Annotated in this window: 13 protein-coding genes, 1 pseudogene and 1 riboswitch; of the genes and pseudogenes, 2 read left to right on the forward strand and 12 right to left on the reverse strand. The window is 38.9% G+C overall.

All coding sequences use genetic code 11. The annotated features are described in order from the left end of the window. Positions 1 to 88, forward strand: an 88-nt coding sequence (locus BMG01_RS11675; protein WP_143471450.1) for an IS3 family transposase, incomplete at its 5' end; no start/stop codon positions are given. A gap of 38 nt (positions 89 to 126) precedes the next feature. Here BMG01_RS11675 and BMG01_RS09170 read toward each other — a convergent pair. The 4 genes and pseudogenes from BMG01_RS09170 to BMG01_RS09185 all read right to left on the reverse strand — a co-directional run. Then, a pseudogene (locus tag BMG01_RS09170) lies at positions 127 to 492 on the reverse strand (glycosyltransferase family 2 protein); the annotation flags it as partial. After that, positions 489 to 1,064, reverse strand: a complete 576-nt coding sequence (locus BMG01_RS09175; protein ID WP_004915281.1) for a hypothetical protein — start codon at positions 1,062 to 1,064, stop codon at positions 489 to 491. The pseudogene BMG01_RS09170 and the gene BMG01_RS09175, both read right to left, overlap by 4 nt. 38 nt (positions 1,065 to 1,102) lie before the next feature. Next, positions 1,103 to 1,744 (reverse strand): hypothetical protein, encoded by a 642-nt coding sequence (locus tag BMG01_RS09180; RefSeq protein WP_004915282.1) that lies wholly within the window; start codon positions 1,742 to 1,744, stop codon positions 1,103 to 1,105. Between the two features lie 27 nt (positions 1,745 to 1,771). Further along, positions 1,772 to 3,133: an FAD-dependent oxidoreductase gene (locus BMG01_RS09185; RefSeq protein WP_004915284.1), complete on the reverse strand. Its 1,362-nt coding sequence runs from the start codon at positions 3,131 to 3,133 to the stop codon at positions 1,772 to 1,774. 227 nt (positions 3,134 to 3,360) lie between these two features. Between BMG01_RS09185 and BMG01_RS09190 the strand changes: the two genes are divergently transcribed. Further along, complete coding sequence (locus BMG01_RS09190; protein WP_004915286.1) at positions 3,361 to 4,320, forward strand: Dyp-type peroxidase; 960 nt, start codon at positions 3,361 to 3,363, stop codon at positions 4,318 to 4,320. Between the two features lie 35 nt (positions 4,321 to 4,355). Here the strand turns inward: BMG01_RS09190 and dapB are convergent, their stop codons facing one another. The 8 genes from dapB to BMG01_RS09230 all read right to left on the reverse strand — a co-directional run bounded on the left by dapB (position 4,356) and on the right by BMG01_RS09230 (position 11,746). Then, positions 4,356 to 5,081 (reverse strand): 4-hydroxy-tetrahydrodipicolinate reductase, encoded by a 726-nt coding sequence (dapB, locus tag BMG01_RS09195; RefSeq protein ID WP_004915289.1) that lies wholly within the window; start codon positions 5,079 to 5,081, stop codon positions 4,356 to 4,358. Beyond that, positions 5,078 to 5,947: a 4-hydroxy-tetrahydrodipicolinate synthase gene (dapA, locus tag BMG01_RS09200; protein WP_004915290.1), complete on the reverse strand. Its 870-nt coding sequence runs from the start codon at positions 5,945 to 5,947 to the stop codon at positions 5,078 to 5,080. Before dapA ends, dapB begins: the two co-directional genes overlap by 4 nt. A gap of 2 nt (positions 5,948 to 5,949) precedes the next feature. Beyond that, the gene (locus BMG01_RS09205; RefSeq protein ID WP_004915292.1) at positions 5,950 to 7,104 is read right to left on the reverse strand and encodes an N-acetyldiaminopimelate deacetylase; all 1,155 of its coding nucleotides are present in this window, start codon (positions 7,102 to 7,104) and stop codon (positions 5,950 to 5,952) included. Beyond that, on the reverse strand, positions 7,104 to 7,805 hold the full coding sequence (gene dapD / locus BMG01_RS09210) for a 2,3,4,5-tetrahydropyridine-2,6-dicarboxylate N-acetyltransferase (RefSeq protein WP_004915293.1): 702 nt from the start codon (positions 7,803 to 7,805) through the stop codon (positions 7,104 to 7,106). The genes BMG01_RS09205 and dapD overlap by 1 nt, the downstream gene beginning before the upstream one ends. A gap of 4 nt (positions 7,806 to 7,809) precedes the next feature. Next, positions 7,810 to 9,099 carry a diaminopimelate decarboxylase gene (gene lysA, locus BMG01_RS09215; RefSeq protein ID WP_036067901.1) on the reverse strand — a complete coding sequence of 430 codons (1,290 nt, stop codon included), beginning with the start codon at positions 9,097 to 9,099 and terminating at the stop codon, positions 7,810 to 7,812. Between the two features lie 84 nt (positions 9,100 to 9,183). After that, a riboswitch (Lysine riboswitch) is annotated at positions 9,184 to 9,351 on the reverse strand. 108 nt (positions 9,352 to 9,459) lie between these two features. Next, a complete protein-coding gene (locus tag BMG01_RS09220; RefSeq protein WP_004915297.1) occupies positions 9,460 to 9,804 on the reverse strand; it encodes a hypothetical protein in 345 nt (114 codons plus the stop codon). 15 nt (positions 9,805 to 9,819) lie between these two features. Then, the gene (locus BMG01_RS09225; RefSeq protein ID WP_004915300.1) at positions 9,820 to 11,202 is read right to left on the reverse strand and encodes a nicotinate phosphoribosyltransferase; all 1,383 of its coding nucleotides are present in this window, start codon (positions 11,200 to 11,202) and stop codon (positions 9,820 to 9,822) included. After that, the gene (locus BMG01_RS09230; RefSeq protein ID WP_004915302.1) at positions 11,195 to 11,746 is read right to left on the reverse strand and encodes a helix-turn-helix transcriptional regulator; all 552 of its coding nucleotides are present in this window, start codon (positions 11,744 to 11,746) and stop codon (positions 11,195 to 11,197) included. The genes BMG01_RS09225 and BMG01_RS09230 overlap by 8 nt, the downstream gene beginning before the upstream one ends. Between the last annotated feature and the right edge of the window lie 121 nt (positions 11,747 to 11,867).

An 11,867-nucleotide genomic window follows, 5' to 3' on the forward strand; every position in this document is an offset into this window, starting at 1 on the left:
TTATTACAACAATCACCGGATCAAACAAAAACTCAATGGTTTGTCGCCGGTTCAATATCGACAACTCACCACTGAGTCTGTTAGTTAATTAATTTTATTTTGTCCAACTATTGGGGTTCACTTCAGTGCCTTACCCTTATTCTTATTGACACGTAAAACGCGTAACTTCTGATACTTAGCACTTAGTCTAGACAAAATTTCCGGCGTTGTATCAGTTGAGCCATCATCACAAACCAGCACCTCATAATTGTGATATTCTAAATCGTTCATTAAATAATCAATCGTATCTTCAATGACCATTTCTTCGTTATGGCAAGGAATCATGATTGTAATCATTGGCTCTTTTTCGACTCGAATTTTTTTGAAATCACGATCCAAAATTTTACCAACGTACACTGTGCGATAAAAAATGCCACCAATAGTCCAAGCAATAGCGCCAATAATCGGATATAAGGTCAAAATTTGCACAAAAACTGCCAGAATTTGCTTCATTTAATTTCTACCCCACTTTCCTTAAATAAGTCACTAATTAGGTGATCATCAATATTTTGTTCTTCATTAACAGCATAATATTTCGTTGATTCACGGAAATTTTTATCACCATATCTACTCGTGTAAAGCTTATCCATGACTGCCTTTCGCGCCTGAAGTTTATCGTCATCATACGTGATTTGATTCGGGTATATTTTTTGTTCACGATAATTATTTCGTACCAAAAATGCCAAACTACATACAAGCACAACGACAATCGCAATCAAGATTGAAGCTTGTAGGAATTTAGTAAGATCAAACCCATCTTGATATTGCCAATGATACAATGACTGCCACAATTTACCGTTTTTTAATGAATTAAACAATATCAAAACTGGTAACACAAGGACAATAGCAAAAACAAAATTGATGCCGAGTTGTCGAAATTTAAGTCCCCAGTTGCCCTTGTCGAAAAAATCGTCTTGTACAAAATTTTTCACATTTTGCGACTTTGATGCTTTATCATCAGTTTCAATAAAAATATTTTCTTGACTAAATTGCTTAGTATTTGATTGTATATGTTTGTCAGTCATTTTTTTCAGCCAATTCAATTTTTTTTGTCAAATTCTTATTAGGATCTAATAAATACTTCTTTTCCAATTGTAGAAGCGTCTCTTTTGGCATAATAGCCTGTATTGTTGAGATCAAGTTGTAAAGCATATACCGCTTCTTTAATAAATGATGCTTGTCCACTTTCCATATACTTGATAATGACCATTAAAAACTCAGATGACAAAAATTTATCTGGAATCTTAGAGTCCTTAAGTATCGAATCGTTGATAATTTTTGAAGCTTTTCGATCAATTGCCTCAACTTCTAAACGTAAGTTTGCCTCTAAATCTTGATTAATTAATTTTTTAATTGGCCAAAACACCTTATATTTTGACAATTCTTTTGACAACATATAGACGATTAAAAATAAAAAGGCCGATAACATTAATAATCCAACAACGCGCGTCCAAATATTTTCAGTCGTGCCCGTGCTGCCATACATTAAACTTGCTGCGTGATTAGAAAAAACAATACTTCCCAATAAAGTCATTGGTAAGATTAATGCCACAACACTTGTAATCAAAGATTGTCTGTCGTTTGACTCTTTTTTAAATGCTCTGATACACTCGTTTCTGGAAAAGGCGTTTTTTTCTAATTCTTGCAAAAGTTCCCATGACACATAACAGTAGTCTAACTCGCTAATTTTCTGGTCTGTTACCATTGTCAGCACTCCTTTCCATCGCCAACATTACTTGACGGATTTTTCTTTTTGGCGAATCGCATCAGCAAGAATCTGCGTAAAACTTCTAGGATTATTGAAGCCATGTTTGAAATAAAAATCACTGTATTGAAGGTCTTCAACCGTTAAATTATTTTGGATAGCTAAGGAAATAATCTCTGCTTGCGCGCCAACCTCAAAGGATGATCCTTTACACTGTATACCTAATATTTTGTGGGTCACTTTTTCATAAACCAAATAAGCTTCAAAGAAAGCATTACCATTGACATATTGATCTCTTATGGTAACAACATCGCTATCAAAACCTTCTTGTTTCGCTTTTTCGTGTGTCAAACCAGACATGCATAACGATATGTCACGGTCAAAATTCAGTTTGTATGTGCCTTGAGAATATTTCAATTGGACAGTATTGCCTGCTAAATTAGCGCCCGCAACATCTCCTTGTCGAATGGCGTCACTCGCGTGTGGCACATAAGTTGGTTCCTTTACGTTGGTTAGTTTGGTTGTCGCACAATCACCGACAGCATAAACATCTGGATGACTCGTTTGCATGTAATCATCTACAATAATCGCGCCACGATCGCCCAGTGCTACTTGATCGGCTACTAGAAACGAATTGGGTCTAAAACCAGTTGCATAAATAATACCGTCAGCCTCAAAATGTTGACCATCAGCTGTTCTAACATGGCTAATTTTACGATTACTGTCCTTTAGATTCTCTTCATCAATGCTGGTAATCAAAGTATTTGTGATAATTTTAACGCCATTTTCTACCAATGCATTTTGCATATCAAGCGCAATTTCTTTATCCAAATATCGGTTTAAGATGAAATCAGAAGAATGAATAATTGTGGTTTCAATTTTTAATTCACTCAAAATTTTAGCCATTTCAATGCCAATTGCACCACCACCAATCACAATGCAGCTCCGACTTTCAGCCATTAATTGTCTAATTTTAACCGCGTCTTCAAATTTTTTGATAACATACAGTTTATCTACAAAACCATCTTGAACCAATGACAGACTGGGATACGAGCCAGTGGCAACGACTAATTTATCAAAGTGATCTTCTTTTTCTACATCATAAACCATGTCAACATAGTGAATGGTCTTGTTACTGAGATCAACAGAATCAATCACAGTTTGTGTTTTAACTGTAATATGTTTTGCTTCTAGTTCAGCAATTGTGGTATAACTTGATAATTTCAAAAAGTTACTATCGCCAGCTAAATAGAGCGGTATACTTTGCGCTACAAAGCCAATGCTCTTTTGCTTTTCGTAAATGACAATGTTACTATCTGGATTTTCTTCCCTCGCGCGTAACGCACACGCTATGCCGGCGTGACTAGCGCCGATGATTCTAATTTCCATAATTACTGCTCCCTTAATCAATTTTTGATATCATAACATTAATAATGCCATCATCTTAAATAATCATCATAAAACTAATATTATTACCTATTTACGTTTATTTTACATGATAAATATGAATTTTATGTGATTTTAGACACAGTAGCAAAAAGAGTTATTTAGAATGATTATTGATTAAAACAATTAATTGGCGTATGATAGCACTAGTTTAATAATTGGAGGGAAAAATGACAGTTAATCCATTAAAAGCGCAAGATGTTTGGAAAGATGTTGGTGAACATGTTCAATTCACTGTACTCAAGTTCAAGAGAATAGATCGCGCAAAAACACAAGCGGCAATTCAAGAATTTGCGGATCGCTCACAGGCAATTATTCGCTCGTTACGTATTCGTGATTCTCATTTGGCAACAGAATCAAGCTTGAAAGTTGCCATTGGATTTAGTGAAACAGCTTGGAAATATCTTTTCCCAAATCAACCTAAACCTGCTGAATTAGAAACATTCAGCGGCGTTAAGGGCCCAGAATACGAAATGCCTGCTTCCGCTGGTGATTTGTTTTTTCATATACGCGCTAGCAATGAAGCTGTTGTCTACGAGGCACAAACACAATTTATGCGTTTTCTAAAAAATATCACTGACGTAGTCGATGAAACTAAGGGATTCCGCTATTTTGAAGGACGTGCAATCATTGGTTTTATTGATGGTACGGAAGCGCCAGCTGTTGAAGATGCTGCAGGTTATGCGCTTATCGGAGATGAAGATCCAAACTTTACTAATGGATCTTATGCTTTTGCCCAAAAGTGGCGTCATAATATGGACTTTTGGGGCCAACTTAATAATGAAACACAAGAAAAAGCAATTGGTCGTGAAAAATTTACCGATCTAGAATTAGAAGATGATGACAAATTCAAAAATGCCCATAATGTTGCGTCAAAATTTGAAAAAAATGGTGAAGAACAAAAAATTGTTCGCATGAATGTACCATTCTCAGATCCAGCTTCGGGCAACACTGGCACTTATTTCATTGGGTATTCACGCTATTGGTCAGTTACCAAGGGCATGCTAACTAATATGGTCGACCAATCTGATTATTTACTCACTTTTTCAGATATTTTGTCTGGTCAACTTTTCTTTGTTCCTTCTCGCGATACTTTAGCTGACATCGCCGAAGGTGTTTATAATCAATAAAAAAAGTTACTTCAGTTCATTACTGAAGTAACTTTTTAGTTTAATAACTGGTCAAGTCCAATCACGAGGTGATCTAATTTTGTAACGGCATTTAATGACATTATGACACCTGGCACAAACGCAGCACGACTAGTTGTGCTTTGTGACAAGGTGAGTTGCTCATCAATGCCGCCAAAGTAAACTGTTTGTTGCGCAATATAACCTGGTAAACGCATCGCGTGCACAGGCACATCGTCAACTCTTTCGCCACGCGCTTCACCAACACTTGTTTGTGCTGGTGCTTTTTGTCGTGAACTAGCAATCATTCGTGCAGTCTGTTTTGCAGTGCCTGATGGTGAGTCCACTTTTTTGGGGTTATGTGCTTCAACAATTTCCACATCTGGAAAGTATTGCGCTGCCGTTTTTGAGAATTGCATTAACAATACAGCTGACAAACTAAAGTTTGGGACAATTAAAATACCATTTGTCGCTGAAGCTTTAAGGTGAGTGACTTGCGCATCGCTTAAGCCTGTCGCACCAATGACTAATGCCATATTATGAGCAATTGCGTACTGGGCGTTCTCATATACGGTCGCTGGTGTGCTCACATCAAGCCAGATATCTGCTGATACATCAATGTCTTCAAGAGATGTCCAAACTGGTATGTCACTATCATGCTGATGACCACTTAAAATGCCAACAATTTCATAATCGGCCTTGAGACCATTTTGAATCGCCTCACCTAATTTGCCGAAACCACCTGCTAAAATAATTTTTGTCATGAATTCTCCAATAAATCATTCAGATGTGCCTTTTCAGCTTCAGCCAAGGCTAAAATAGGCAATCGAACATCTTTTCTAATCAAACCAAGATCAGCCAGTTTTGTTTTAACTGGTGCTGGAGATGGGTAAGCAAACAATGCATTCATTCTTGGCGTCAAATACCGTTGCAACCTGCCGGCTTCTTGCCAATTATTTGTAGCCATCGCTTTAAATAACGCTGTCATCTCATCACCATATAAATGTGAAGCAACTGAAATAGTACCCGCTCCACCCACAACGTAAGCTGATAAGGTCATCGCATCTTCACCAGTATAAACTGAGAAATCAGTCGTACCAGCAACTTCAGCTGCAATTAAATCAACCGAGGTTGTTTCTTTGATAGCGTTGATGTTCGGATGCTTTGCAAGCTTTAAAACACTATCTAGTGTCAAACCAACCACGGTACGGCCTGGAATATTGTAAAGCATGACTGGTTTGCTAGCGGCGTCTGCGATGGCTTCAAAGTGGGCGATCATCCCTGCCTGACTGGGCTTATTGTAGTAAGGTGTAACCGCTAAAATACCATCAACGCCTGTAATAGCGCTTAATTCGCGCGCTGCCATAACAGACTCTTTAGTATTATTAGAGCCAGCGTTAGCAATTACTAAAGCACGGCCACTAACTTGTTGGACAATATGCGTGGTTAAAGCCAGCTTTTCTTCGTGAGTTAATGCAGGGGATTCGCCGGTTGTACCTGCAACAACAAAACCTTGCGTACCATGCTGCAACAAATGTTCTATCAAACTATCCAACGAGTCATAATCAATACTGTCATCGGCTGTAAACGGTGTTACAATTGCGGTGATTAAACGAATATTTTCGTACATTTTCAATCTCCTTGCGACATGCGATAAACTAAAAAGGATTTAAGGGCCAAAAATCCGGGCATCAGTGCTGCTTCATCAATGTTAAGCTTGGCGCTATGAAGTGGATGGGAATCGTTTACGCCTAAGCACAACATCACGCCAGGAATATGCTGTAATAAATACCCAAAATCCTCGCCCGTCATAGCAGGTTTGGCTAATTCAAAGTTGATATTGTCATCTTCCGTCATGTAATTAATCAAGTTTTCAGCCAATTTTGGATCATTTTCCACTGGTAAATAACTACCACTTTCTAGCGATACTTCAATAGTCAAATCGTTGGCTAAAGCAATACCATCCGCTATTTTTTGAATGCGTGACATCATCGTTTTCAATCCAGATAATGTCATGCTACGTACTGTACCTTCCAAATGAACACGATCTGGAATAACGTTATTTGCGAAGCCGCCTTGAATTGTGCCAATACTGACAACGCCACCTTCAATTGGATCAACACCACGCGAAACAACTGTTTGTAACGTTGTAATTAACTCCGCAGCGCCTAAAATTGGATCATGAACCAAGTGAGGATAGGCTGCATGACCGCCTTGGCCAATTACATCAACCTTTAACTCAGCAGTACCAGCAAATAAAGTGCCTGCTAACGTACTCAAAGTGCCAGCAGGCAAATCAGGTTGATCATGAATACCATAGAATTCATCTGGTCGCCATTGACCTTCAAATAAATTCAAGTCATAGGCTAATTTTCCACCACTCTTTTCTTCTTCTGCTGGTTGGAAAAAGATAATGACATGATCTTCTGGCTGATGTTCACTAAAATATTTAGTAATGGCTAAGGCCAAACTCATGTGAACATCATGCCCGCAGGCATGCATGCGACCATCATGTATTGAGGAAAATGGTAGCTGTGTGTCTTCTGTAATTGGCAAAGCATCAATATCTGATCGATAACCAATTGTTCTTTTAGGATGGGAACCCTCAAATCTTACTAACAAAGCTGTCGGTAATTCTGGCACCTCCCGTATGGTCATAAAATCAGTCTGCCATGACTGAACTTTTTTGAGCAAATAATCATGTGTTTGAAATTCGGATAAAGCTAGTTCTGGTATTTGGTGTAATTCACGCCGAAATGTCTGTATATCTGCTTCAGAAACTGTCATTAAAGACTCCTTAGTGCATCAATTAAAGCGGTTTTTTGTTGCGTTTGTTCATCGATTGTTTTGATTACTTTGGCAGGTACACCAGCAACCACCGTGTTTGCCGGTACATCTTTGGTGACAATCGCACCAGCAGCAACAACGGCACCATCACCAACTTGCACACCTTCAATGACAACCGCATTTGCACCAACCAAAACATTATCTCCAACTCGCACAGGTTGGGCAGATGCTGGCTCAATCACACCCGCCAGTACGGCACCAGCGCCGATATGTGAATTTTTACCAACAATTGCACGGCCACCAAGGACGGCTCCCATATCAATCATTGTCCCCGCGCCAATCTCGGCACCAATATTAATGACGGCACCAAGCATAATCACAGCTGAATCACCAATGCTAACTTGATCACGAATAATAGCGCCAGGCTCAATTCGAGCATTGATAGCCTTTTTGTCCAGCAACGGTACTGCTGAATTACGTGAATCATTTTCAATCAAAACACTATCTTCTGGCAAATTTGAAATCAATGGCGCAACATCAGCCCAATCACCAATTAATTGACCAAAAATATCATTACCAAAATGTTTGACTTGGTCTGGCACCTCAGCATCAAGTGATCCTTTATAGGTCACTTTCACAGGTGTTTTTTTGGGTGCATTTGCAATAAAGTTGATCAAACGTTGTGCTTCATTTTCAGGCATTCTACTATTCTCCTAAAGTATAATCTCGGTCTAACGACACTAAATGTTCAAATGTTTCTCGTTCTACAACCAATTGGTGTTGGCCGTTTTCGACAAATACCACTGCTGGTCTGGGATTACGATTATAATTCGAGGCCATGGCATAACCATAAGCACCCGTTGCATTTACCGCTAAGATATCCCCTAGTTTTGTGGCTGGTAAAGCTTGTTGCCAGACTAATACATCACCAGATTCACAATATTTACCAGCAACTCGAACGACTTCTTCAGTTTGGGCATTCGGTTGATTAGCTAACACTGCTGTGTAATTAGCTTGATATAACGCCGGTCGAATATTATCACCCATACCACCATCAACGGCCAAATAATGGCGAATATCAGGAATGTCTTTTCTTGAGCCAATTGTATACAGTGTTTTCCCAGCTGGTCCAACAATTGAGCGTCCAGGTTCAATCCATATTTCTGGCATTTTCCAATCATATTCAGCAGCTTTTGCTTTCAATACACGAATAATAGCCTGTGCAAATTCACTTTCAGGTAACGGCTTATCCTCATCAGTATATTTAATACCAAAACCACCACCGGCGTTAATCACTTCAGGTTGCCACCCCCAAGCATTAGCCGTGTCAGCAAGGAGCGCAGCGTTTTGTTCAAAACCAGTAACATCAAAAATTTGTGAACCAATATGTGCGTGCAAACCACGTAAGTTTAAATGATCATCATTGATGGCGATGTCAAAAGCCTCTTTCGCCTGCCCAGATATTAAATCAAAGCCAAATTTACTATCTTGCTGACCCGTACTGATAAACTCGTGTGTATGTGCTGAAATGCCAGGCGAAATTCGTAACAGAATGTCCTGTTTAATGGCATTTTTTTCAGTAATTTCAGAAAGTAATTTTAGTTCTAAAAAATTATCGACAATGATGGTTCCGACACCTTCTTTAACAGCAAATGTCAATTCGTCATAACTTTTATTATTACCATTAAAACTTAAATGCGCTGCTGGAAAGCCAGCAGCTAGTGCTGTATATAGTTCACCACCAGACACCACATCTGCATGAATGCCTTCCTGAGCAACAACTTGATAGATTGCTTTTGTGGCAAATGCTTTTCCAGCATAACTAATCACAAATGGAATCTTTTCTTGTTCAAATACTTGCTTAAAAGCACGGATTGTCTGTCTGATATGACTTACATCATAAACATACAGCGGTGTACCATACTTTTGCGCTAATTCAATAGTGTCGACGTCTTCAATTGTTAAATGCTGATTCGTATTCGTTGGATAACTCATGCTTTCCCCTTATTCACAATAAAAAGCCATTAGTCTGAGCCTCACGGTCACAGTCTAACGGCTTTTTAATTTACCAATTTTGACAGTTGCCATAGCTCATCGCACGTGTGCGACAGTCTAACGGTTCTTAACCCTTAGCCCAACACGTTTCATTTGTAGATAAAACGTATTTCGGCGACGTCCCCTAACCTACCATCAACCCCTACAAGAGCTCCGGCAGGCGCAATGTCAATCGCAACCTCTATGTGAAATATATAAGTATTTTTAACTATTATCCCTTGAAAATTAGAAAATGTCAAGGTAATTATTTACTTGTCTTTAATCTTAACTTATAACCTTGTTTTGTGAACAACATATTGATTAAAATTCTTGATCAATAAATGTTAGCCCAAGCTCTTTACCATAGCGTCTTATTGTTGATTCTGTTAAGTTCATTTTAAAAGCTAAATCAATGTAACTAGTCATCCCTTGATTAAACAAAACTTGCATTTGCGCTTTTCTTTCATCTTTTCCGATAGCTGATTCAGTGCCTAATGCTTTAATGTCACGCCCAACCATGCCTGTTTCAGGTTCACTAATTGGTTGATGATCACGTTTATCACGTTGACGCCATGCTTGTGCTGCGGCTTTTTCATCTAGTCGTGTGACTTTGACTGACATATCGTCTTCACTTGGTTGTTTACTAAAATGATAGTTTAATCCCACTTGTTATTAGTCCTTTCACTCATGATTGTTGGCGCGAGCCAATATGTCTGCACCATTAATTGGTGACACAATCCCATTATGGTAGACTACCTTTAATAAATCTTCACCAGGTTCGTTTTGAGAAACAGTGATGATCTTTTGCTCACGTTGAATGACTTTCAAACGTCCTGATTTTGATGCCTTTGAGACATCAGTTTTAGGCTTTTTTTGAATGTTGAGATGATCACCGTTGGATTTCTCGGCATACGCGGCTTTAATAGCAAAGCGTTCAGTATCACGTGTAAATCCTTCTTGTAGCAAACCACCACCAGAACCAACGACCAAATTATCAGCTGACCACCCTTCTGCCAGTAGCTTTTCATAAAGTGATACGATGGTATCAGCTTTCATACCGTCGCCCTGAATGATACCAACATTATGTTTAATCACGCGATAGCCTTTATCGTTTGTTTCCGTACCAAAAATGTCAGCCAAACAACTTAATACCTCTAAATCAATCTGTTCAGGATCACCGGAATCAGGACGCAACACTATTCTACCTGAACGTTTCATGATTCTTGACTTCATTGAATCAGATCCAATCACATTTTTGACAAAGTTGATGGCATCATAAGAATCTATCACGATCGACAAAACAGCATCTTCTGGTGCACGATCAAGTTGCGCATTCACGTAATCAAATTCACCTTGTCCATCACCATAAGCAGTTGCAACCGAATGTTCGGTCGCCCAAACGGACAAAGCCCGACCCGCAATACCATATACATTCTCAAAGTATTGCGACGCCGCCAAATTATCGGATCCTTGAAAATGTAACAAGTGCGCAGCGCCACCGCGTTTGCCAGATTCCAAACTCGTAGCACCTCGTAGTCCAAAATCATTCACCGCTAAAAACAAACCATCAACTGAACCAGACTGCTCAAACAATGGCCGCAAACGTTTTTTTATCACCATAGAATTAGTGGCAATTGTCGTTGGATACCAGACATGCATTAAAAGGGCTTCCAAAGCATTCAACGTTGTGGCAAACCACGGTGCTGTCGTTTCAATTGTAAATAACGCATTCCCCGTTGGCACAGTCATGCCTTCAGGTAATGCCTTGATAGTGACAGGAAAGTAGCCCAAGTCACGAACTTTTTCCCAGACAGCACGATTAAAGTAAGCCGATGTTCCAAATGTTTGTAAAGACATCTTTTCAGCTTCGTCTATCATATCATCAGTAATTTTGATATGAAAATAATCATGTAAAATCATCCCCAAACCAAACCAGCTTACTCGATCAAACTGACCACCTACGCGTGCTTCGCCATAAGAATATAACTTAGTAATATTATCAGGGTACTGTAAATGGTGGGTCAACTTATAAGCATCCGTCGCTATAATTAAATTTTCAGCCATGCTTTATCTCCGTCAATTCAGACGTGACAAGCATACGAGTCACGTCTGTAAACGTTTCACCACTATGGCGAATCAAGCGCCAATCATATTCTTTATCATCGTTAAATTCATCAATATAGGGTTCAAACTCACCATCAGTTTGTAAAATTAAATAGCCAGCAAAAGCGGCAACAAATTCTGACTCTGTTTCGACAATTCGTGTTAATTGATTGTTATCAAAAAAACCAACTGCTAATTTATCGGAGCCCCACTGACCTTCAAATGCCCATTTTAAGGTAATCCAATCTGACATTGTTATGCCAAGATTTAACAAATAGTCGACAGATAAACGAATGTGAATAGGGTGCGCTAGTTTTTGTGTCTCGATACCTTTGGTATCCAATTGTGCTGAAAAAATACCACTGAGCGCTTCTAGTTCACTGACCGTTGGCATGATGGTTTCATTTTCCCAAGCTAAAACGGTTTCACTTTCAACATCAAGTGCATCAGCAATTTCTTGACGGGTCATTTGGGTTAACTGTTGTAATTTTTCAATATTATTCATGTTTTCATCTCATACCACCGGCATTCCCGATGGGTCTATCTCATTTTCTTTCTATTGTAACACGAGAGCAATCATTACTTAATTGAATTTATCATAAAACCACCTGATATATTGGTATATC

Source organism: Leuconostoc sp. BM2 (assembly GCF_002095565.1).
Taxonomy (GTDB): domain Bacteria; phylum Bacillota; class Bacilli; order Lactobacillales; family Lactobacillaceae; genus Leuconostoc; species Leuconostoc falkenbergense.

What these genes read in the sequence shown, in the direction of transcription:
- BMG01_RS09225 (WP_004915300.1), bottom strand. Translation starts at nt 11,202, where the DNA reads ATGGCTGAAAATTTAATTATAGCGACGGATGCTTATAAGTTGACCCAC.
- dapB (WP_004915289.1), bottom strand. Translation starts at nt 5,081, where the DNA reads ATGACAAAAATTATTTTAGCAGGTGGTTTCGGCAAATTAGGTGAGGCG.
- BMG01_RS09180 (WP_004915282.1), bottom strand. Translation starts at nt 1,744, where the DNA reads ATGGTAACAGACCAGAAAATTAGCGAGTTAGACTACTGTTATGTGTCA.
- dapD (WP_004915293.1), bottom strand. Translation starts at nt 7,805, where the DNA reads ATGCCTGAAAATGAAGCACAACGTTTGATCAACTTTATTGCAAATGCA.
- BMG01_RS09185 (WP_004915284.1), bottom strand. Translation starts at nt 3,133, where the DNA reads ATGGAAATTAGAATCATCGGCGCTAGTCACGCCGGCATAGCGTGTGCG.
- dapA (WP_004915290.1), bottom strand. Translation starts at nt 5,947, where the DNA reads ATGTACGAAAATATTCGTTTAATCACCGCAATTGTAACACCGTTTACA.
- BMG01_RS09205 (WP_004915292.1), bottom strand. Translation starts at nt 7,104, where the DNA reads ATGACAGTTTCTGAAGCAGATATACAGACATTTCGGCGTGAATTACAC.
- BMG01_RS09175 (WP_004915281.1), bottom strand. Translation starts at nt 1,064, where the DNA reads ATGACTGACAAACATATACAATCAAATACTAAGCAATTTAGTCAAGAA.
- lysA (WP_036067901.1), bottom strand. Translation starts at nt 9,099, where the DNA reads ATGAGTTATCCAACGAATACGAATCAGCATTTAACAATTGAAGACGTC.
- BMG01_RS09190 (WP_004915286.1), top strand. Translation starts at nt 3,361, where the DNA reads ATGACAGTTAATCCATTAAAAGCGCAAGATGTTTGGAAAGATGTTGGT.
- BMG01_RS09230 (WP_004915302.1), bottom strand. Translation starts at nt 11,746, where the DNA reads ATGAATAATATTGAAAAATTACAACAGTTAACCCAAATGACCCGTCAA.